This is a genomic window from Mucilaginibacter segetis (genome assembly GCF_016522075.1).
In the GTDB taxonomy this organism is placed as follows: Bacteria; Bacteroidota; Bacteroidia; order Sphingobacteriales; family Sphingobacteriaceae; genus Mucilaginibacter; species Mucilaginibacter segetis.
Window position 1 is genome coordinate 848,816 of sequence record NZ_JAEHFW010000003.1, and the last position, 22,495, is coordinate 871,310.

Annotated in this window: 20 protein-coding genes and 1 tRNA gene; 17 read left to right on the forward strand and 4 right to left on the reverse strand. The window is 36.1% G+C overall.

The genetic code is table 11. The features are described from left to right. Nucleotides 1–57: 57 nt before the first annotated feature. Both I5M19_RS17510 and I5M19_RS17515 read right to left on the reverse strand, forming a co-directional pair. Nucleotides 58–1,338, reverse strand: a complete 1,281-nt coding sequence (locus tag I5M19_RS17510; protein WP_200067642.1) for a DNA polymerase Y family protein — start codon at nt 1,336–1,338, stop codon at nt 58–60. Between the two features lie 382 nt (nt 1,339–1,720). Then, nucleotides 1,721–2,275, reverse strand: a complete 555-nt coding sequence (locus tag I5M19_RS17515; RefSeq protein WP_200067643.1) for a dihydrofolate reductase family protein — start codon at nt 2,273–2,275, stop codon at nt 1,721–1,723. A gap of 226 nt (nt 2,276–2,501) precedes the next feature. Here I5M19_RS17515 and I5M19_RS17520 point away from each other — a divergent pair, with 226 nt between their 5' ends. After that, the gene (locus I5M19_RS17520; RefSeq protein ID WP_200067644.1) at nt 2,502–3,116 is read left to right on the forward strand and encodes a hypothetical protein; all 615 of its coding nucleotides are present in this window, start codon (nt 2,502–2,504) and stop codon (nt 3,114–3,116) included. Nucleotides 3,117–3,335: 219 nt separating this feature from the next. Here the strand turns inward: I5M19_RS17520 and I5M19_RS17525 are convergent. After that, a tRNA-Leu gene (locus tag I5M19_RS17525) sits at nt 3,336–3,419 on the reverse strand. Nucleotides 3,420–3,431: 12 nt separating this feature from the next. Next, complete coding sequence (locus I5M19_RS17530; RefSeq protein ID WP_200067645.1) at nt 3,432–3,956, reverse strand: iron-sulfur cluster co-chaperone HscB C-terminal domain-containing protein; 525 nt, start codon at nt 3,954–3,956, stop codon at nt 3,432–3,434. A 277-nt stretch (nt 3,957–4,233) separates the two neighbouring features. Between I5M19_RS17530 and I5M19_RS17535 the strand changes: the two genes are divergently transcribed. The 16 genes from I5M19_RS17535 (at nt 4,234) to I5M19_RS17610 (ending at nt 22,444) form a co-directional block, all read left to right on the forward strand. After that, nucleotides 4,234–6,714 (forward strand): SLBB domain-containing protein, encoded by a 2,481-nt coding sequence (locus tag I5M19_RS17535; protein WP_235985868.1) that lies wholly within the window; start codon nt 4,234–4,236, stop codon nt 6,712–6,714. Beyond that, the gene (locus tag I5M19_RS17540) at nt 6,714–7,796 is read left to right on the forward strand and encodes a Wzz/FepE/Etk N-terminal domain-containing protein (protein WP_200067646.1); all 1,083 of its coding nucleotides are present in this window, start codon (nt 6,714–6,716) and stop codon (nt 7,794–7,796) included. The genes I5M19_RS17535 and I5M19_RS17540 overlap by 1 nt, the downstream gene beginning before the upstream one ends. 85 nt (nt 7,797–7,881) lie before the next feature. After that, nucleotides 7,882–8,919, forward strand: a complete 1,038-nt coding sequence (locus tag I5M19_RS17545) for a ferredoxin--NADP reductase (RefSeq protein ID WP_200067647.1) — start codon at nt 7,882–7,884, stop codon at nt 8,917–8,919. A gap of 21 nt (nt 8,920–8,940) precedes the next feature. After that, nucleotides 8,941–9,714, forward strand: a complete 774-nt coding sequence (rfbF, locus tag I5M19_RS17550; RefSeq protein ID WP_200067648.1) for a glucose-1-phosphate cytidylyltransferase — start codon at nt 8,941–8,943, stop codon at nt 9,712–9,714. A 2-nt stretch (nt 9,715–9,716) separates the two neighbouring features. Then, nucleotides 9,717–10,793: a CDP-glucose 4,6-dehydratase gene (gene rfbG / locus I5M19_RS17555; protein WP_200067649.1), complete on the forward strand. Its 1,077-nt coding sequence runs from the start codon at nt 9,717–9,719 to the stop codon at nt 10,791–10,793. Further along, nucleotides 10,786–11,724, forward strand: a complete 939-nt coding sequence (locus I5M19_RS17560; RefSeq protein WP_200067650.1) for an NAD-dependent epimerase/dehydratase family protein — start codon at nt 10,786–10,788, stop codon at nt 11,722–11,724. The genes rfbG and I5M19_RS17560 overlap by 8 nt, the downstream gene beginning before the upstream one ends. After that, nucleotides 11,711–13,429, forward strand: coding sequence for a thiamine pyrophosphate-binding protein (locus I5M19_RS17565; protein ID WP_200067651.1), 1,719 nt, complete (start codon nt 11,711–11,713; stop codon nt 13,427–13,429). Before I5M19_RS17560 ends, I5M19_RS17565 begins: the two co-directional genes overlap by 14 nt. 35 nt (nt 13,430–13,464) lie before the next feature. Further along, nucleotides 13,465–14,766 carry a lipopolysaccharide biosynthesis protein RfbH gene (gene rfbH / locus I5M19_RS17570; protein WP_200067652.1) on the forward strand — a complete coding sequence of 434 codons (1,302 nt, stop codon included), beginning with the start codon at nt 13,465–13,467 and terminating at the stop codon, nt 14,764–14,766. A gap of 7 nt (nt 14,767–14,773) precedes the next feature. After that, a complete protein-coding gene (locus tag I5M19_RS17575; RefSeq protein WP_200067653.1) occupies nt 14,774–15,691 on the forward strand; it encodes a glycosyltransferase family 2 protein in 918 nt (305 codons plus the stop codon). A 188-nt stretch (nt 15,692–15,879) separates the two neighbouring features. Beyond that, entirely contained in the window at nt 15,880–16,965 is a 1,086-nt protein-coding gene (locus tag I5M19_RS17580; protein WP_200067654.1) for an MATE family efflux transporter, read from the forward strand. A 17-nt stretch (nt 16,966–16,982) separates the two neighbouring features. Next, nucleotides 16,983–17,588, forward strand: coding sequence for an acyltransferase (locus tag I5M19_RS17585; RefSeq protein ID WP_200067655.1), 606 nt, complete (start codon nt 16,983–16,985; stop codon nt 17,586–17,588). Beyond that, nucleotides 17,569–18,510, forward strand: a complete 942-nt coding sequence (locus tag I5M19_RS17590; RefSeq protein WP_200067656.1) for an NAD-dependent epimerase/dehydratase family protein — start codon at nt 17,569–17,571, stop codon at nt 18,508–18,510. Before I5M19_RS17585 ends, I5M19_RS17590 begins: the two co-directional genes overlap by 20 nt. Then, nucleotides 18,503–19,681, forward strand: a complete 1,179-nt coding sequence (locus I5M19_RS17595; RefSeq protein WP_200067657.1) for a glycosyltransferase — start codon at nt 18,503–18,505, stop codon at nt 19,679–19,681. Before I5M19_RS17590 ends, I5M19_RS17595 begins: the two co-directional genes overlap by 8 nt. An 8-nt stretch (nt 19,682–19,689) precedes the next feature. Beyond that, the gene (locus I5M19_RS17600) at nt 19,690–20,532 is read left to right on the forward strand and encodes a glycosyltransferase family protein (protein ID WP_200067658.1); all 843 of its coding nucleotides are present in this window, start codon (nt 19,690–19,692) and stop codon (nt 20,530–20,532) included. Further along, nucleotides 20,529–21,737: an O-antigen polymerase gene (locus I5M19_RS17605; RefSeq protein ID WP_200067659.1), complete on the forward strand. Its 1,209-nt coding sequence runs from the start codon at nt 20,529–20,531 to the stop codon at nt 21,735–21,737. The genes I5M19_RS17600 and I5M19_RS17605 overlap by 4 nt, the downstream gene beginning before the upstream one ends. Continuing rightward, nucleotides 21,734–22,444 carry a glycosyltransferase family 2 protein gene (locus I5M19_RS17610; RefSeq protein WP_200067660.1) on the forward strand — a complete coding sequence of 237 codons (711 nt, stop codon included), beginning with the start codon at nt 21,734–21,736 and terminating at the stop codon, nt 22,442–22,444. The genes I5M19_RS17605 and I5M19_RS17610 overlap by 4 nt, the downstream gene beginning before the upstream one ends. Nucleotides 22,445–22,495: the final 51 nt, after the last annotated feature.

The following is a 22,495-nucleotide window of genomic DNA, read 5'->3' on the forward strand; positions in this document are numbered from 1 at the left end:
GATAATATTTAGTACTGCTTAAATAAATTTTATGGGTTAGATCATTACCCGTTTAGCTTATATTGATTTATAATCCAGATCGGTAAGATCTTTTACCGAACCAAAACCAATTACATCCTGCACCACTTTGCCGTCGGTCATTTCCACGGCCCGTATCAGCTTATCCTGCCCGAACTTGTTCTTTATTTCGTGCATGGTTTTAAGAGCGGTTTCCTTACGGTCCATATCTTCAAAAAGACTATACAGCATATTGCCGTTATTTACGAAATTAGTAACGGCTACCCTTAACTGGGTTATCTGCGTATTAAATACGGGGTCTGCGCCGGTTGTTTCTTCAAACTTTGTTACACGTATGCGTATCATCCGCATAAGGCTAATGGCATCCTGTACCGGCGTAGTAATGGTAAAGGCATCATCCCAGCGAGTGCCATCCTCATAACGTGCCGTAAACCCAACCGATTTACAGTAGAATTTATGATGTACCATCCTTTTTTCTAAAGTAAGGCAAAGAGTCATAAACAACTGATCGATATAGTTGATGTGTTTGCGTTTTTCGGCAGATATCTGGCGCATGGCCTGCATTCCGCGGTAATCATGCGCTACAATATTGGTCTCAATAAAATTCAGACGATAATGCCAGTAAATACCATCAATACTTTTAAATATACTTTTTAAAAGCTGCGGAGTAGCATAGCGCATTTGCAGGGGCGTTTTTATACCCGCGCGCTCCAATCTGTACGACATGTTGGCACCTATACCGGGCAGATCGCCCAACCGCAGATCAGCTAAAACCGCATCAATATTTTCGGGGGTTATCATCATCAGCCCGTCTCTTTTTTTGCCCCTTACCGATGCCAGCTTGGCTAAAAACGCGTTTGGCGCAATCCCTACCGAGCAGGTTAACCATTCACCTACGTCCCGCAGGATATCCTTTTTAATATTAATGGCTATTTTCATCGGGTCGACATGGTCGTAATTGCTCAGGTTGATGATGGCCTCATCAATGCTTTTGGGTACTACATCATTACAATAATTACGCAACACCCCGATTATCTTTTTATGATAATGGCGGTATCTTTCCGGGTTGCTCTCCACGGGTACCAGATCAGGGCACACGGCCATGGCATCGTTTAAACGCATACCTGCCTTTAAGCCGCGTTCCTTGGCTTCGGTTGAAAGGGATATTACACAGCCAAACTTACCGGTGTAAACACAAACGCCCACCGGGCGGTGGCGCAGCCAGTAATTGGCCTGTTGCTCGCAACGGGCAAAATAACTGTTCATATCAACAAACAGCACCCTTGCTTCGGGTTTTACATCCAGGGAATTTTGATTCATAGCTCAAAATTGCTAATATTTTTAGCAATTTCAAATATTCATCCCTGTTTATTTATAGCTTATGGTTTTGCGGAAGCATACACTAATAAAGAATACTGTTTCAGGATGATAACGGGATTTAAAAATTATATAAATTAACTTTAATGATGTCATCTGTTCGGGTGTTCCGCTGGTGTGTATATAAAAAACGGAACAAGCGGAACGATCTGTTTATCAGCTATTTAATTAAATAAATATTTTGTAAATCAGCACGGTTAACTTTATATGAAATTTATAAATAATTATTAATCAGCTTTTTATGTTTTTTTAACAGTGTTCCGCTTTTTGGTTTGCGGAACAGTAAAAAATGGAAGGAATAATGAAGTTAACAGCCTTTACGGACCTATACCTTATCATACCTTAATGCCACACAGCCTCTACTGAGCGTTTGCGATGCCGATAGTTTAAGGCCTAAATTTTCGGGCAAGTGCATTTCTGTAAACAAGCGCCGACCCTGGCCAACCATCACCGGGTGAACCACTATATGAAATTCATCTACCAAACCCCATTCTATCAGTTGAGCGGGTAGTTCCACACCGCCGATAGAGATGGCTTTGCCCGGCTGTTGTTTCAGCTTCAGTATCTCTTCCCTAACGTTTTTATTAATGATGGTTGTACGCTCATCATCCGTATGGGTAATGGTGCGGGATACCAACACCCGGTTGATACCGGCAAAGGTTTTGGCAAAGGCATTTACGGTTGCATCCATTGATTGCGTTTGCGCTACCTGCGGCCAGAAGGGTACCATCAACTCATAAGTTTTACGACCGTAAATGATCAGATCGGCATCTTCCAGCAATTCGCGGAAATAGTTATGAATATCATCACCACCACCAAATTTAGTGTGATCGCAGCAACCATCTAAACTCATATTGATACCGTAAACAAGCTTTCTCATGAGGGTGAAATTATGGATAATCTTACACCTTCAAAATTAATTTAGTTTGATTTTTGATTTAATAAAAAGCAACTGCTCAGGGGTGAGATTTGATTTATCGATAAATTCCCTAACTTTTTTGTGGTATAGAGTTTAGAACTGTCGTCTTTCTTTTTATTTAATGATATGATCCCAAGTAAATAAATTTTATACGCATTCATAGAATCATAATTATTACTTTTATATAATGAAATTTAATAAATATTTAAGTTTTTCAAAGTTTAAATCGGAAAAAATAATTTCAGTTTTTGCTGTATTAATATCGTTGATGTCTGTTTTTTTTTCTTGGTTATCTTTAACAATTTCAAGCAAACAATTTGAGATAGTTAATCAATCGTATTTATCTTTAAATATGTCTAATATCGGCATTACTTTACCTGATAACGACAATATCGTTACAAATATCATAGCAAACGATGAACTACTTGTTCAAGGTTTTAATAGTATCTCGGAAATAAGTAATGTTGGAAATATACCCCTTAAATATGAAGTGGTAATTTTCAACATATATAATAATGGGCAAATATGGAATAGAATTGACAATTCCAATAAACAAATAATAGAGGGTGTTTTATATCCTAAACAAACAACTAATTTTCAATTGAGTACCACATTATTCCGTAAAAACAAAAAATTAATTCCCTTTGGAGAGGTTAAAAAAATGAAATTGGAAGCTGAAGTTTTGATAAATTATTCTGATGTAAATAAATCTCATATTAAATCAGTTCATCGAGTTGTTAAATTTATATTTCATAATAATATAGTAGAAGTACTTAATACAAGGATTGACGATAAAATTTAAACTTATTAAACTGTATTGCGATAGTATTTACTTTACAACTTAACTATTTAGATTATTTTAAATTATTATTAATACAATTATTTCTTCCAAATTTTCCCTTTTTTCAAGATTATGTTGATCCATGCAAAGTTGTGTTAGGTCATATCCAAATATTAACGGGCCTAAATATCGGAAAATGAACGCAAAAAAAGCCTGACACTTTTCGTATCAGGCTTCCAGTACCCAGAGCCGGGGTCGAACCGGCACGGCCTTGCAGCCATTGGTGTTTGAGACCAACGCGTCTACCGATTCCGCCATCTGGGCATACTATTCTTTTCAGAACCGGGCTGCAAATGTATTTAAACTCTCTTTAATACGCAACAGATATTTTTGCCTGTAATAAATATTTGCAATATCATTCAGGCGGCTTTCCTTAGCGGTATCGTCCAGCCCTTCATAATCCGCGGTTAGTTTGGCCAACTCTTCGTTCATATCGCCCTCAATGGCAAGTACTTCGGTAGTGATGTCCGCAAGCTGGTCCGCGTTATCAATTTCCATCAGGCGTTCGTTAATATCCATCATCTCCATTAAAAAATCGCCGGGGAGTTGTGGTTTGGCACCTTCGTTAACCATTCCGTGGCGTTTTAAAATATATTCCAGCAACTTATTAGGGTCGGCCAGGGTTTGGTATGCTTTGTTATTTAGGGTTGATAGTTCCAGTATTTCCTGCTGGCGCTCTTCGCTTTCCCCCGCAAAAAAATCGGGGTGATACTGCTTGCTATAAGTATAAAACTGTTTTTTCAGCGCCGCGGCCTCCGGCGAAAATGTTTCCGGGATATTATAAAATTCAAAATAATCCATCGCTCAAAATTAACATTTTGCCATAGCTTTACGTAATGCATTATGCAGGCAACATTATTATGATACAATAAAAACAATTTAATGGTAAACAAGGTTAAGGAGGTCGCACTATCATTTTGAATTTTAACGTTCAAAATTTAATATATATTTGTACGCTTTAAAAAATCTGCCGATCCATGTTTAATGCATTACCAAAATACCCGGATAATAAATTCTTTTTTCAGTTAATGTACTCGCCATTACATTAACACAAGGCAGTTTTATCTACTTTTTATATATGAAGAATTTGAAAAACATTTTTATACTGCTAACAGCAATTTGCATGTCAGGCGTTTTTGCCCCCGCAGCAGCGCAAACAACACCACAAAATTTATCAACGGTAAACGTAAATGAGTTATCGGATGCGCAGCTAATGAAATTAATGCAGCAGGCTCAGTCTTCGGGCCTGTCTGATGAGCAGTTAGCGCAGCAATTACAGGCACGGGGTTTATCGGCCGAGCAACTGCAGCAGTTACAACAACGCATCAGCAGCTTACGTAAAAGTAACGCTACGGCTAATAATAACAATACCGACCAGAACCTTTCGGTTGCGAGGGGTTTAAATTACACACCCGACTCTACAGGTACACCCCGCCGTAGTACGGATATAGCCAATGCGCTAATCCCTCATATTTTCGGCGCGGATCTGTTCAGGAACAGCAATGTAACTTTTGAGCCGAATTTAAAACTGGCTACCCCGGTAAATTATATTCTGGGTCCGGATGATCAGCTGAATATCAATGTTTATGGTAATTCATTGGTAAACTGGAAGCTTGATGTATCGCCCGAAGGTAACATCAATATACCGGGTGTAGGCATCTTAAATGTATCGGGCAAAACCATTGAGCAGGCAACGGCATCTATAAAAAGCAAACTGGCCGCAAATAATTATGCGGTTGGCAGGGGGACAAGTGTACAGGTTACTTTAGGCAACATCCGCAGTATTAAAGTAATAATGGTAGGCGAGGTAGTTAAACCCGGTACATATACGCTGCCGTCATTAGCTACGGTGTTTAACGCGCTGTATGCCGCGGGCGGGCCAAACAATAACGGTACCTTCAGGCAAATAGAGATCATCCGTAATAACCGTATCATCAGGCGTTTGGATGTGTATGATTTTTTGGTAAAAGGCGATCAGAAGGATAATATAGGCTTGCAGGATCAGGATATCATCAGAGTGCCTACTTACCGTACCCGTGTGGAAATGGTGGGCGAAGTTAAAAATCCGGCCTTATTTGAGGTTTTACCCGGCGAAACCCTGCAGGATGTTATCCGTTTTGCAGGCGGATTTACCGATCAGGCTTATACTGCTCGTATAAAGGTATCACAGATCAGCGATCAACAACGGAGAATAACCGATGTTTTGGAGAGTGATTATAAAAATTATATACCACTGCGTGGCGATAAATATACGGTTGAACGTATACTGGACAGGTATGAGAACAGGGTGACCATAAATGGCGCGGTTTTCAGACCCGGGGAGTATGAACTGCAAAAGGGCTTAACCGTATCGCAGCTGATAAAGAATGCTGCCGGATTAAAAGAGGATGCATTTACCGGCAGAGGGAGCATAACCAGGCTAAAATCAGATAACACTACGGAATTAATTTCATTTGATGTAAATGGTGTACTTAATAAAACCGCTCCGGATATTGTTTTACAGCGTGAAGATGTGGTAACTATTTCCTCGATTTTTGACCTGAGGGACGAATATAAAGTTACCATTAAGGGCGAAGTAAGAAACGTAGGAGAATTTGCTTATGCCGAGAACATGAGTGTGGAGGATCTGATATTAAAAGCCGGCGGGTTTACGGAAGGGGCCAGCCCCAAGAGGATAGAGGTTGCCCGCCGTATTGATGACAGCAATCCTAATTCGCGATCGAGCAGTTTAGCGGAGGTGTTTAATATAGATGTTGATGCACAGTTGAAAAAGGGACAGGCAAATTTTGTGCTGAAGCCATTTGATATTGTATCGGTATATAGTTTGCCGGGTTATGAAAAGCAAAGTACGGTTAAGATAGAAGGAGAGGTACTTTATCCCGGTTATTATACGATAAAGAAAAAGAACGAAAAAATATCCGACATTATTGAACGTGCAGGCGGTTTAACTGCTTCGGCGGATGTAGACGGAGGAACGTTAAAACGGGACAATTTTGCCATATTGGGTGTTAACAAAAATAAAATTGATACCACCGCTATTGAGCAGGAGCGCGTTAGCAAATTAGACCGTTTGAGTAAAGTTAATTCTGATTCAACAAACGTTAGCAATTTTCAGCCAAGGAATAATTTCGTGGGGATCGATCTGAAAAAGATATTAGAAAAGCCGGGTTCTTCTATTGATCTGATAATGGAAGATAATGATGTTATCAGAATTCCGAAACAACAGCAATTGGTAAGAGTAAATGGTGAAGTGCTCTACCCGAGCGCAGTTGTTTACAGTAAAAGTAAATCATTTAAGGATTATATACTTAACGCCGGCGGGTATTCGCCTGATGCTTTAAAACGAGGTGCTTATGTGGTATATCCGAACGGGACAGTGAAAGGTACAGGTAAATTTTTATTCTTTAATGTGCATCCGTCCGTTAAACCAGGAAGTGAGATTTTTGTAACCCGTAAACCGGATAAGAGAGGCATTTCAGCAACAGAGGTAATTGGTATAACTACTGGGTTGGCATCGTTAGGCGCAATAATTTTGGGTATTATTAATTTGAGTAAATAATGCAGGATATAATTATTACGGATAAAGAGCCGGTACAGGAAAGCAATATTTCTTTAAAGGATTTCATCCTGAAAATAAGATCGCTTATTGCTTATCTTAAATCAAAATGGTTAACCATATTCATTATTGCTTGTATTGGCGGTGTTTTAGGGTTGGCTTATTCTTTTATAAAAAAGCCGGTGTATGTTGCGGAAAGTACTTTTGTTTTGGAAGATGGCGTTAAGGGCGGGGGGTTAAGCCAGTATGCCGGGTTAGCATCATTAGCCGGGATAGATATTGGTGGATCCAGCGGCGGCGGGATATTTGAAGGAGATAATATTCTGGAGTTATACAAATCGCGGTTAATGATAGAGAAAACGTTGTTAAGTGAAGTTGATCTTGATGGAAAAAGGCAGTTACTTATTAACAGATATATTGATTATAACCACCTGCGCGATAATTGGAAAGATAAACAGCTCTCATCGATTTCTTTTAATGACGATCCTGAAAAGTTTAACCGGAAACAAGACAGTATTATAACAGATCTGGTAAAAACAGTCAACAAAAGTTTATTATCAGTTACTAAACCAGATAAAAAACTAAATATTATAAAGGTAACGGTATCATCAAAAGATGAATTATTTGCTAAAGCATTTAATACAAAATTAGTTGAAACTGTAAATAATTTTTACACTCAAACCAAGACCAAAAAAAGCGTACAAAATATACAGATATTGCAAAAACAGGCAGATAGCGTACGAAGCGTGTTAAATAGTTCCATAAGTGGTGTCGCTTCTGCTATTGACGCTGCTCCTAATGCTAACCCGGCCATGCTTTCGTTAAGAGTGCCTTCGCAAAAAAAGCAAATTGATGTACAGGCCAGTGGCGCCATATACAGCGAAATTGTAAAAAACCTCGAGATTGCAAAAATATCGTTAAGGCAGGAAACTCCGTTAATACAAGTAATTGATGAGCCTGTGCTACCATTGGCAGTAAATAAGCTGGGAAAATTAAAGGGCCTGGTTGCGGGCTTCTTTTTAGGAGGAATTTTAATTGTAATATGGTTTGTAGTTAAGCGGATATTTAACACTATCATGTCTTGAAGAACGGTTTGAAAACCGTTCATTATCATATAATAAGGCGTATCATCAAAAATGACTAATCATTTAAAATACTATTGATTAATAGATGCAATATTTTACACTTAAAGTAATTAAATTAAAATTTGAAACCGTAGATACTTTAACCGTTTCGTTTAAGCAGCCTGCCTTAAAACGCATCAGTTATTTAGCAGGCCAGTATCTAACTTTAATCTTCAGGATCAACAATCGCAAATATATTAGACCATATTCTTTTTCATCAGCGCCAGGGGTTGACCAATCACTTGATATCACCGTAAAACGAATGAATGGCGGAATAGTATCTAATCACATCATTGACCGGTTAAAAATTGGCGATTTAGTTGAAGTGATGAGTCCTATGGGCGATTTTACTCTTGAGAAAGTTACAGATAATTCAGATATTTTTTTATGGGGGGCTGGGAGTGGTATAACTCCGTTAATGTCCATAATTAAGTATGCGTTAAATAATAATATTGGTAAGAACATAAAACTAATTTATGGGAACCGCAACTTAGAAGATATTATTTTTAACGATCAAATAAGCGAGCTAAAAAAGCAATATCCATATAAACTATCTGTTTGTCATTTTTTTACGCGCATTACATTAACACCGGAGAACCCTTACATTATGGAGGGCCGAATTGATCCGCATAAAATCTTAAACCTATTTAAAAATGAAACTGATATTAATAATTCATTTCACTTCATATGCGGACCAGAGGGTTTAAAACAATCTGTTAAGTCGGTGTTATTTAGCAAAGGATTAAATGATAATCAGGTTTTTTCTGAAGATTTTATAATTACGCGCGATCCTAAAGAGTTTGAAAATATATCAACAACAAATGTATCTATAACAAACAATAGTGTGTCTTCGGTTGTTGAAGTTGCTCGCGGCAAAAATATACTTGAAGCCGGATTAGATGGTTTAATTGATCTTCCTTACTCCTGCCAAACTGGTAACTGTTTAGTTTGCAAAGCAAAACTGATTAAAGGGGATATAAAAATGATAGGTTTAAAAAAAATCCCCACAGAACTTAAAGAAAATGAATGTCTTTTATGTTGTTCATATCCATTAAACGGTGACGTGGAATTAATTGTTGAATAGTGAAATGTTTAAAATAAGATAATGAGAGTAGTAATTCTTGCTGGGGGATTAGGTACACGCCTATCCGAAGAAACAGTTTTAAAACCCAAACCAATGGTCGAAATTGGGGGTATGCCAATTTTATGGCATATTATGAAAATTTATTCAGCCAATGGGTTTAATGATTTTATCGTATGTTTAGGATATAAAGGTTACTTGATTAAAGAGTACTTTGCTAATTATTTTTTGCATAAGTCAGATGTAACTATTGATTTAACTGATAATTCTATAAAGGTACATGACAGTCAGGCTGAACCGTGGAAAATCACGTTAGTTGATACTGGTCACGAATCTATGACTGGCGGCCGAATTAAGCGTATACAATCTTATCTAAATAATGAACCTTTTATGCTGACTTATGGAGATGGAGTTGGCAATATCAATATAAAAGCTTTATTAAAATTTCATCGAGACCATGGTAAGTTCTGTACGGTTACCTCGGTACAACCTTCAGGGAGATTTGGTGCATTAAATATACTCCCGGATAATTCTGTTCATTCCTTTATGGAAAAGCCCAAAGGTGATGGAGCATGGATTAATGGAGGATACTTTGTATGTCAACCTGAAATATTTAATTATATAAAGGATGGAGATAAAACTATTTGGGAACAACAACCGATGGAACAAATTGCTAACGATGGCCAGATGAACTCATATAAACACACAGAATTTTGGAGGCCGATGGATACGCTGAAGGACAAACACGATTTAAATGAAATGTGGGAAAAGGGTATTTCACCTTGGAAAATTTGGTAATTATGTTTACTGATTTAAAAAATATATATCAAGGTAAGAAGGTTTTTTTAACTGGCCATACAGGTTTTAAAGGTTCATGGTTATTAAAAATATTAAACCTTACTGGTGCAATTGTAAGAGGATATTCTTTGATTCCTGAAACCGAGCCAAACCTTTATTCTTTAATAAATGGGAATGAGCTTTGTGATTCTATTATTGGTGATTTAAGAAATAGAGAGGATTTGAAAAGGGCTGTTGTCGATTTTCAACCAGACTTTATTTTCCATTTAGCGGCTCAACCCCTTGTAAGGCTGTCATATGAGATCCCTTCTGAAACATTTGAAATTAATGCAATTGGAACAGCTAACATATTAGATGCATTAAAACTTTTAAACAAACCGGTTAGTGTTGTATTAATTACTACGGATAAGGTTTACCACAATAATGAGTGGGACCATCCTTATCGTGAATCTGATCAACTGGGGGGGTATGATCCTTACAGCGCCAGTAAAGGGTGTGCCGAAATTATCATTGATTCGTACCGTAATAGCTTTTTTAATAATAAAACTTATCACCAACATCAAAAAGCTATTGCTGTTGGTCGTGCAGGTAACGTGATAGGTGGCGGGGATTGGGCCAAAGATCGTTTAATTCCAGACATTGTAAGAGCATTATCAAAAAATCAACGTATTGAGATTAGGAATCCCAGATCTGTGCGGCCATGGCAACACGTACTTGAACCGTTGTCAGGCTATTTAGAATTGGGAGCTAAATTAGCTACGCATCCTCTTAAATATTCACAGGCATATAATTTCGGCCCTGATTTAAACGATGCATTGGCGGTAAGTGACATGGTAAATATGGCTATTGATTGCTGGGGTGGGGGTGATTATTATTTTAACAAAGACGTTAATCAGTTGCACGAAGCAGGTTTATTGAAGCTTGATATTAGCAAAGCTAAAGCCCAATTGAATTGGATACCGAAAATGGATGCAAGTCAGGCAGTGAAGAATACAATTAACTGGTATAAACATTTTTATAATAATGGTGATGTAGTTGATTATACGACTATGCAAATATTAAACTTCTTTGATGGCTAGGATATTTTTAACAGGCATAACAGGTTTTTTAGGATCTAATATTGCTCAATATTTAGTAAGTAAAGGTCATGAAGTTATTGCAACTTACAGACCCAGTTCAAGCAGAGATTTGTGTTTAGATTTTTTTGATACTGTTACGTGGATATTGCAGGATGAGAATGACTTATGGGTGAATCATGTAGTTGATTTGCGTCCTGAAATAGTAATCCATTCTGCATGGATAGGTGTTAGTCATGGAGAGAGAAATAATTGGGATTGTCAATATAATAACGTGGAGTTTTTAACTACACTGTTGAATATTACAAAATGTGCTAATGCAACTAAGTTTATAGGTTTGGGATCACAGGCCGAATATGGAGTTTATAACGATTGTATAGATGAAAATGCGCCGCTTAACGTTAGTGAAGCTTATGGTAGCATAAAGATAATATGTTCTGAAATAGTAAAACAATTTTGTAATTATCACCATATCAATTGGTATTGGCTGAGATTGTTTTCTTTTTTTGGAAAGGGGGAATCCGATAAGTGGCTGATATCAGCCCTGATAAAGAGAATGGCTTTGGATGATCATATGGATTTAACACCGGGTGAGCAAAAATATGCATATTTATATGTAAATGATTTGGGTTTGGCCATAAATAATATAGTTGTTAAAAATGGTAAGTCTGGTATATATAATATTTCTTCAAAAAGCACTATAACAATAAAGTATTTAATTGAAAGTATAAGAGACATAGTAAAGCCGACATTTAAATTGAATTTTGGAATTTTGCCTTACCGGTCAAATCAATCCATGCACATCCAAGGAGATTCCTCTAAATTTATAAATGAATTTGGTGATTTTGAGTTATCGGATTTTAATGATTCTTTGTTGGAAACGGTTGAATATTTAAAGGGGAAATTTAACACTCAAAAAAATGAAAGCATCTGATTATATAGCTACCTTTTTAGAAAAGAAAGGTGTGACACATGTTTTTGAATTATCCGGTGGAATGATAACACATTTACTTGATTCATTGAATCAAAAAACGGATATACATATAATTACTATGCATCATGAACAATCAGCGGCTTTTGCAGCTGATGCATATGGGCGCATTAGAGGGGTGCCCGGTGTAGCTTTGGCAACCAGCGGTCCGGGCGCAACAAATCTTGTTACTGGTATAGGTAGTTGTTATTTTGACTCTACTCCAGCGATTTTTATAACAGGTCAAGTAAATAGACACGAACAAAAAGGTGATCGGAATATAAGGCAGCTTGGATTTCAGGAAACCGACATTGTTGCAATGGTAAAGCCGATTACAAAAGCATGTTTTAAAGTTGTTAATGAAAATGACTTGCCTTTGATACTTGAGAATGCTTTCTTAATCGCTTGTGAAGGTCGGCCGGGGCCTGTGCTAATTGATATACCGATGGATATTCAGCGTGCGCAGGTAAACGCATCCGATCAGGAGCTTTTTAATCATACTATTTTAGGACCGTCTAAATTGCAGCTTACTGAAATAGCTGCCGATATTCGTAAAGCGCATAAGCCGCTTTTATTAGTGGGACGTGGTGTACGTGCAGCTTTTTCTGTGAATGAGATGAAGACATTTGTTGAAAAAACGAACATTCCTGTTATAACTACACTTTTAGCTATTGATGCAATTGAATTTGAACACCCGGCACGGGTAGGTTTTATTGGCAGTTACGGCAACCGCTGGGCAAATATAGCTTTCGGCGAGTGCGATTTGTTGATTGTTGTGGGCAGTAGACTAGATATTAGGCAAACAGGTGCCGATACACATTTTTTTGAGGATAGAAAAATCTACCACGTCGATTGCGAATCTTGTGAGATCAATAATCGTATAAAAGGATGCGTACCAGTTGTATCCGATGCCAAATCTTTTTTTAATGAATTTAACAAATTTGCGGCTTTTCAGAATTTTTTAAAACCGACATCATGGTATCAATATATAACCGACCTGAAAAATTTATGGCCAGATACTAAAGAGCTTCATCCAAATGGAATTAACCCTAATTATTTCACCCACATACTGTCAAAAAATTCAAAAAAGGCCAAGTGCTTTATAGCAGATGTTGGCAGCCATCAGATGTGGACTGCACAGTCAATTGAAATTTCTAATGGCCAGTTATTTCTCACGTCAGGGGGAATGGGTGCAATGGGTTATGCATTACCTGCTGGTATCGGTGCTTGTTTCGCTTTAAATAATAATCCAGTGGTCGTTATCGCGGGTGATGGATGTATGCAAATCAATATACAGGAATTACAAACCATTGTAAGAAATAAATTGCCGGTTAAAATTGTCATCCTAAATAATAAAAACTTAGGGATGATAAGGCAGTTTCAGGATAGTTATTTTAATTCACGATATCAATCAACATATTGGGGGTATTCAGCGCCAGACTTTGAAAAAGTTGCAATTGCATATGGGATTAATAGCATCACTATTGATACCGAAGGAGAAGTAGAAGATGCAGTAAAATGGATGTGGAACAGTGAGAATGAAAAAAAAACCGTCTTATTACAGGTAATGATAGATCCGCATACTAATACCTATCCTAAAATTGCATTCGGCAAACCGATTACGGAAATGGAACCTTTTGCCCAACCGATAGAGATGGAAAGCACCTAGAGGCGCGATTTTTATTTAAATAAATTGATTATTATATGTTAAAAAACATTACAACCCCCGAACTTGAAGCATCAATTCGTGAAATTGCTAAAGCCAAAACAACCCAATCTATTATATCAGGTAAAAACTATATACCTGTTACCGGTAAGGTTTTGGACGAAAATGATATATTACTTGGTGTTGATGCAGCCCTTGATGGCTGGTTAACCGCCGGACGCTTCGCTAATAAATTTGAAATAGATTTTGCAGCATATTTTAATGCACGTAAAGCGTTGTTAGTAAATTCAGGCTCATCTGCCAATCTGGTGGCATTTTATGCGCTTACTTCTTCTAAGTTAGGCGATAGGGCTGTTAAAAGGGGGGACGAGGTTATTACCGTAGCAGCAGGATTTCCTACAACTGTAAATCCTATTATACAGTTTGGGGCAATACCTGTATTTGTTGACATTGATATTGCAACGCATAATGTTAAAGCCGAGGATATTGAACAGGCGGTATCACCAAAAACCAAAGCTATTATGATAGCCCACTCATTAGGAAATCCATTTAATCTGGACGAAGTGATGCGTGTGGCAAAAAAATTTAATTTGTGGGTTGTGGAAGATGACTGTGATTCATTAGGAGCCACCTATCGCGATAAGAAAACAGGTACCTTCGGAGATATTTCCACATTTTCTTTTTACCCGGCCCATCATATAACAATGGGAGAAGGTGGTGCGGTTCTAATTAATAATCCGGAGCTTGCAAAAATTGCTGAGAGTTTTAGAGATTGGGGCCGTGATTGTTATTGCGAGCCTGGAAAGGATAATACCTGCGGCTGCAGGTTTTCGCAACAGTTGGGGTCTTTGCCGTTTGGCTATGATCATAAATATACTTATTCGCACATTGGATTTAATTTAAAAGTAACTGATATGCAGGCGGCCTTTGGAGTTTCCCAGCTTAACAAGATTGATTATTTTGTACAACGTCGGCGCGAAAATTATAAAGCCTTATACGAAAGGATGAAGGAACTTGAAGAAATATTTATTTTACCCGAACCTACTGAACATAGTAATCCATCGTGGTTTGGTTTTTTACTAACATTAAGAGAAGGCGATGCTGCTGACAGGCACATGTTGGTTCAACATCTTGAAGAAAAGAAAATTGGAACGAGGTTATTATTTGGAGGCAATCTGCTAAGACAGCCTGCATATGCCAATATTAATTATAGATCTGTAGGTGATTTGAAAAACACCGATACCATCATGAACAGGTCATTCTGGCTTGGTGTATGGCCAGGGTTAAATGAAAGCCATTATGATTATATGTTAGAGGTGATTAAGGAATATATTAGCTAAACTGCAAATGGCAGAAAAGAAAAATAGATTAAGCAATTTGACTATCGTTATACCTACTTACAATAGGCAATTTTATCTTAACAAGCTTTTAAATACCTTACCGGTAGATATCAATATTATTGTAAGCGATAATGGTATGTTTTTAACAGATGAATTTAAGGCTAAGTTTATAAATGTGAAATTCATTTTGCAGGATTTGGTGATTGACGCTTTGCAAAATTGGAACAAATGTATAAAAGCAGTTAATACCGACTGGTTTATGATCCCATCGGATGATGATCTGTATTATGAAAAGTCATTTGATATTATTGAAAAATATATAAATCAATATCAAAATGCGGATTTGTTAATTTTCGGGCATAATGTTATAAACGAAAATGATGATTTAATATCTGAATGGCGACCTAAAAAACTGCTAGAAATGGCCCCCCCAAGTGGGTTTAATATTTTAAAATACGGAGTTGAAGCTCGATTCCCATCAATGTTGTTCAAAACTTCTAAAGTTCAACAGTTAGGTTATATTGACGAATCATATAAATTAACTGCGGGTGATAGCAAACTTATACAAATGATTGCGCTCACAGGAAAAGTGGTTTTTATTCCCGAAATCATAGGAGCTTATAGAACATGGCCGAATAACTCTACAGTATTAACTTTAGGCACAGCTGGATGGCTTGCAGAAATTGATAGGTGGCAAAATGATATTGAATACTATATTAAAAATCAAATACCTTTATCCCCGGTTAGAAATTTTAAAAAAATTCGGGATGAAGTTTACGGAAGGAATTTAGTTGGATCAATAATCAATAAAAAAGCAAAGTCAAACTTCCGAGATGTACTTTTTTTTTTAAAAAACGTCAGGTTTCCCTGGCATGCCAGTTTTATCACCAAATTAAAAATTCTTAAAGCGTTGCTACTTAAGTGAAGGTTAATTATAAGGTAACTAGATCCATATTTGGTTCTACTATATTCAAGTTGTCCGGCGCGGCAATATCTTTTATCTCGGTTCCTTTACTGCTAAAAACACTCGGCACAGACACCTACTCCATTTGGGTTACGATAACCGCTTTATTATCATGGCTTAATCTGTTTGATTTTGGTTCCGGTTACAGCTTGAAAAATAAAGTTACCGAATCAAGGGCGAATAATGATGATGCTAAACTTGAAGTGCTAATCACTGGTACACTACAGTTTTATATTTTAATGAGCTTGATATTACTTATAACATTTATAATATCGACATTTTTTATCAGCATTTTTAAATCGCATTTGTATTTGTCAGCGATAATTTACCTTCCGATAATTTTTTCTTTCCCTTTTACCTTGGGCCATTTTATAATTCAAGGCTTAAAGAAATTTAACTTATTTAATTCCATCTTATTTTTTCAAAGTTTTTTATGGCTGCTCATATTACTGGCTTTTAAATATCATATTTTTGATGTGAATATTTATAAACTTGCAATATGTTATAGCGGTTTATATGTGATAGCCAATTTTACTATAATTTCCTTTTCTTTAAGAACACTTAATTTCCATTGGTTGCAAATTTTTAATTTTAGCCATTTCAAATCTTCTAAGAAATCATTACTTGTTGGCACGAGCTTTTTTATATTGCAAATTTCAGCCCTGTTTTTATATTCTATAGGTAACATATTAACCTATAATAACCTTGCTTTAAAATATGTTGCCCAGTATGATACGGTAAATAAGGTATTTTTATTGGGTATGACACTTTTTAGCGTAATTATATCAGTTTTTTGGACCGAAATTTCACATGCAAAAGCCCTAAAACAAAAAGCACAGCTAAATAAATTGTATAAGCAATTATTATTATGTGCCTCGGTATTTAGTGTAGGCATATGTATTGTTTCGTATTTTATACCTCTCTTGTTACGATTGTGGACTAATAATACTATAATAGTAACAAACGTTAAAGATATATGGCCGTTTGCCTTTTTAGGTATTGTGCAGGTCTTTGCCTATACAGGTGGCGTGTTTTTAAACGCTTTTGAAAAATTACGAGGTCAGATAATCCTATCGTTTGTTGCTGCAATACTAATGATACCTTTAAGTAAGTTATTATTTTCATTATCAGTAGGCATTGGTTCAGTTCCTTTATCCGCCGGTATTCTTACATTACCTGCAATGATATTCGTTATATTTAAAGCTAAATCATATATTAATGAAGTGGATTTATGATTAGCGCAATTTTTAAAATGATAAAGCATCTGCTTTTTTTAAAGCGTTTTAACGCCATAAAAAAATATTTGACGTCAGGTAACAGCCATTTCTTCGAAAATTTCCATTTAATTTTGCATAAGAGGGTATCAGGTAAAATTTATCTTAAGGTAGGTGATGACACAATATTAGATTGTAAGGTAATATTTGAATCGGGAGCAGGGGAGGTTATAGTGGGTAACAGAACTTATATAGGCTCGAGTGATATTATATGCCGATCCAAGATTGAGTTTGGCGACAATGTCTTTGTTGCATGGGGAACATATTTTTACGACCACGATTCTCATTCAATTAATTATAAAGAACGGGAGAATGATATTATACAACAGTTGGAGGATTTTCGTTCTGGTAAACTTTTTATAGAGAATAAAAACTGGTCAGTAGTTAACTCAAGCCCAATTACAGTGCGTGATAACGCATGGATCGGGATGAACTGTATAATATTAAAAGGTGTAACCATAGGAGAGGGAGCGATAGTAGGAGCAGGTAGTGTTGTTACACGCGATGTACCTGATTGGTGTATTGTTGCCGGTAACCCGGCAAAAGTTATTAAGGAAATTGCACATGAACACAGAAGGAAGTAAAAAAAAAATACTTGTAACCGGGGCTTATGGCTTTCTTGGACGTTACACTGCTAAGGCATTTCATGAGGCGGGTTATCATGTAAGTGGTATAGGGCATGGTAAATGGCATAGGCATGAATACAATAAATGGGGCATTCAAGAATGGTATGAAACTACGATAACTTTTGAAGCGCTCTCGAATCTGAATCAGGTATTTGATATAATAATTCATTGTGGCGGAAGTGGTTCAGTAGGTTTTTCTTATCAAAACCCTTACGAAGACTTTCAGAAAAGCGTTCAAAGCACATTAAGTTTGCTTGAATATATCAGACTCCGCTGTCAAGATTGTCATTTTATATATCCTTCAAGTCCGGCTGTTCAGGGAGATGTAGGTGATAAACCTATAAAGGAAGATGACCCATCTAACCCGGTCTCACCTTATGGCTTTCATAAAAAAGCGGCCGAAGAACTATGTTATTCCTATAATAAAAATTTCGGCATCAAAATTTCCATCATCAGATATTTTTCTATTTATGGTGTAGGGTTGCAAAAGCAGTTATTATGGGACGCCTGTATAAAAATAAAAGAGGCCGAAAAAGATGTATCGTTTTTTGGTACAGGCGAAGAAACACGCGATTGGTTATATGTAGAAGATGCGGCATCGCTGATTTTAGCTATTGCTAATAATTCAAAAAGTAGCTTAGATATATTTAATGGCGGCACAGGAATAAAAACCTCTGTTAAAAGCACTATAGAGCAATTGGTTAAGTTGTATCATAAAGAGGTTAATATTAAGTTTAATCAACAGGTAAAAGAAGGAGACCCCAGATTTTATCAGGCGGATATTTCAAAAACCCGTGAAATAGGATGGGCTCCTGAGACAACTTTACAACAGGGATTAGAGAAGTATTTGCAATTTTTTAAAAAATTAATGAATGACTAAGGTTGCGTTTTTACTGAATTTTACGAAGGAATATAAAGGCGGAATAAATTATATTAAAAATTTACTTTATGCATGTACCAAGGAAAAACATGCTGATGTGGAATATTACTTATTTGTGCCTGCAGATATTGAAGAAGATTATATTAAAATGTTTGCCCCCTATGCACATATAATTAAAACAAATATTTTAAAGCGTGGTACGGTAAGCTGGTTTATTGATAAAGTGTTGGAAAGAAAGTTCAGCGCAAGCTTTTTTCTTTTACGCCTATTAAAAAAATATAATATAAAAGTAGTTTCCCATTCTAATTTTTTTAGCCGTTATAAAGGATTAAAGCTAATAAATTGGGTTCCGGATTTTCAAATATTACATTACCCGGATTTATGGACAGATCAGGAAAGGAAGCGTATACTAAAACAGTATAACGATATGATAAAGTATAGTGATCTGATTGTTTTGAGCAGTAACGATGCTTTTAAAGATTACAAAAGTTTCACCACGGTTAATGTGGATAAGGTAAGGGTAATGCCGTTCGTGTCGCAACCGGGTTCGCTTTCTGAACAGGAATTTAATAATACTTTAAATTCTATAAAAAGTAAATATAATATTAACCGAAGTTTCTTTTATTTGCCCAATCAGTTTTGGAGCCATAAAAATCATATAACAGCATTTAAAGCAGTAGATATTTTAAAAAAGCGAGGTTTAAATCCTCTGTTAGTTACCACAGGGCACATGGCCGATTATCGCAATAATAAAAAACTACAAAACACTTTAAATTATATTAACGATAATAACCTTCAGAATAATATACTTTTACTTGGGTTAATACCTTATGCAGAAGTGTTGGTAATGATACGTTCCTGCTTATCTCTTATTAATCCTTCGTTGTTTGAAGGCTGGAGCTCAACTGTTGAAGAGGCCAAAAGTTGCGGTAAAACTATCATCCTTTCTGATATTCCTATTCATCGCGAACAAAACCCCGACACCGGAATTTATTTTGATCCGTTAAATGAGCGCGAACTGGCTGATATTATGCAAAAGCTGATGTCTGACAGTAAAAATATTGATGAGAATTATTTTACGGATATACATGTGGAACAAGACCTGATAAAACGTACCAAGGCGTTCTCTGAAAGATATTACGAAATTATTAAAGAGGTAACCGCTAACTAAAACATTGCATGGAAGACCTTTTGGCCGTTTTGGTTTTATATAATATGCCTTTAGCAAAATCGGCCACCTTTTTATCTATCAATGCATCCCTAAAAAAAAGTACGCAATCTTTACAAATGGTGGTGTACGATAATACCCCGGTTTGTAATGCAGATTTTGAAGAGGGGCAAAGCTATTCCATTGATAATATTTCAATAACGTACATACCGGATGAAAACAATAGCGGAGTTAGCAGGGCGTATAATGTAGCAAATAACATAGCCTTGCAAACCGGTAAAAAATGGCTGTTGCTGCTTGATCAGGATACTGATTTTCCGGAACATACAATTCCTGCGTATGCAAATGCTATTTCCAGCTATCCTGAAGGTGTATTATTTGCACCCATTATGGTAGTGAATCATCATACTATTATCTCCCCATGTAAGTTCAGGTATATGCGCGGATTTTCGTTGGATCACATCAGTCCCGGCATCCATAATTTAAAAAACTTGTCAGTAATAAATTGTGGTATGTGTATAAGTACCCTGGCATTTAAAAAAAATAAAGGTTATAACGAAGGTATTAAGCTTGATTTCAGCGATCATGATTTCATTAAGCGTTTTCATAATACCGTTACTGATAGTTTTATAGTGATTGATTTGCAGGTTACTCATGAATTATCTACCGAAAAAAAAAATACAACAGGTGCAGATCTTATTCGCTTTAACTATTATTTGCAGGGTATGCGCAACATGTCGGCTTCAGTAGGTGAAAGGTTTATACTTAATCTGAATGCTTTTATAAGAGCGTTAAAATTATCTGTAATACACGTAAATTTGAATTTTATATTAAAGTTATTTACCGGTAAATGATAAAACGACAGACAAGTGTAGCTGATGTAAACCCTTTCTTTATATATATATTGGGTTTTTCGCTGGCGCTTATTGTTTATCAGTTGGATTGGTCTTATTTATATCCTAAATTAACTTTAGCACTGCTTGCATTCCTATTTGCTACTTTTTTTATTAGTGGCGCTCTTGGTTTGTATGTTCATCGGAAAGGTGTACTGCGTTTTTATGAATACAAGAATAGGTTACCTGTTAACAGTTGGATAATAGCTATAACCATAGGCTATATTTTAAATTTTGTTTATGCCGGGCATATCCCAATGGTGGCAATATTAAAAAATCAGGATATTGATTATTTTGAATTTGGAATTCCCACGTTTTATGTCATTTTATCCACTTTTACCAGTTTTTTTACAGTATATCTGTTTAAATGTTACATGGTAGAAAAGAATAAAAAATACCTGTTTCAATGTTTTTATCTGCTTATCTTTCCTATTCTGGTATTTAACCGGGGGGCAGTTCTGATTAATTTATCCAGTATATTTTTTGTTTATCTGTTCTCTTATAAAAAAAGCAAATTAAAGATATATTTCCGGGTAGTATTGATAGTTTTTATTGTATTAATGGGGTTTGGTATTTTAGGGAATTTACGTACAAGTAACCAAATAGATAAAAACAAAACTCAGGAGCTAAGCGAAATTATGTTAAATCTTGGTGAGGCAAAACCGGATTTTGTCAATTCATCAATACCTAAAGAATATTTTTGGTCTTATTTATATATATCGTCGCCGTTAGCCAATTTGCAAATAAATATTGATGATCGTCCTATTGATTACAGTATCTCAAATATTCTGGGATATATGAACGGGGAGCTTAATTTTGATTTTATATCAAAAAGGCTGGCTTCGATATTTAATACGGTAAAACCCGACAATAAATTAATAGCCCCATTTTTAACCGTTGGTACGGTTTATTCCACATCTTACTCCTATTTAGGGTGGTTAGGAATGTGTATTACCTTTTTATTTTTAATGGGGGTTACTTTTCTTTATTTAATTATCATGAAGCCGCAAAACCCTTACTTCTCCACGGGATTGGCTATTTTAAATACATTTTTATTATTCTGCATATTTGATAACATGTTCTTTTTTAGTGGCTTAAGCTTCCAACTTGTTTATCCTGTACTATTATCATTAAAGTTAAAACGCTCAAAACCAGTAACAGCATGAGTAAGGTTTGTTCGGTGTGCATGGCTACATATAATGGCGAAGCTTATATTAAACAGCAGGTAGAAAGTATATTAATACAACTGTCGCCGACAGATGAACTCATTATAAGTGATGATGGTTCAACTGACGATACCTTACAATTATTGCATTCGTTTAACGATAAGCGTATCAAGATTTTCCCTAATAACCGGCATAAAGGTCCTGTTGGTAATTTTGAAAATGCTCTGATGAAAGCATCCGGCGATATTATTTTCCTGGCTGATCAGGACGATAAGTGGAAAGCCGACAAAGTAAGTACGCACTTGTTTTTGCATAAAAATAATGACCTGGTTATATCTGATGCTGTAGTGGTAGATCAAGATGGCAAAACCGTTTTTAATTCCTTTTTTGAGGAACGCGGGTCGAAACCGGGTTTTATAAACAATATAAAGCGCAACTCTTATATTGGGTGTTGCATGTCATTCAACCGTCGTATTTTAAACCTTGCATTGCCATTCCCATCCTACATACATATGCACGACTGGTGGATAGGGTTAATAGCCGAAATAAAAGGAAAGCCATACTTTTGTACAGATAAACTTATGTATTACGTAAGGCATCAGAATAATGCGTCGCCAACATTAGGCTATAGTGGTTATTCGGCATTCAAACGAATGAAAAACCGCTTTCAATTACTTGTAGGGTTGCTATCTGTATTATTTAAGTAATAAATAATGAGATCTGGTATAAGAAACATATTGTTAATAATTTTATGCATA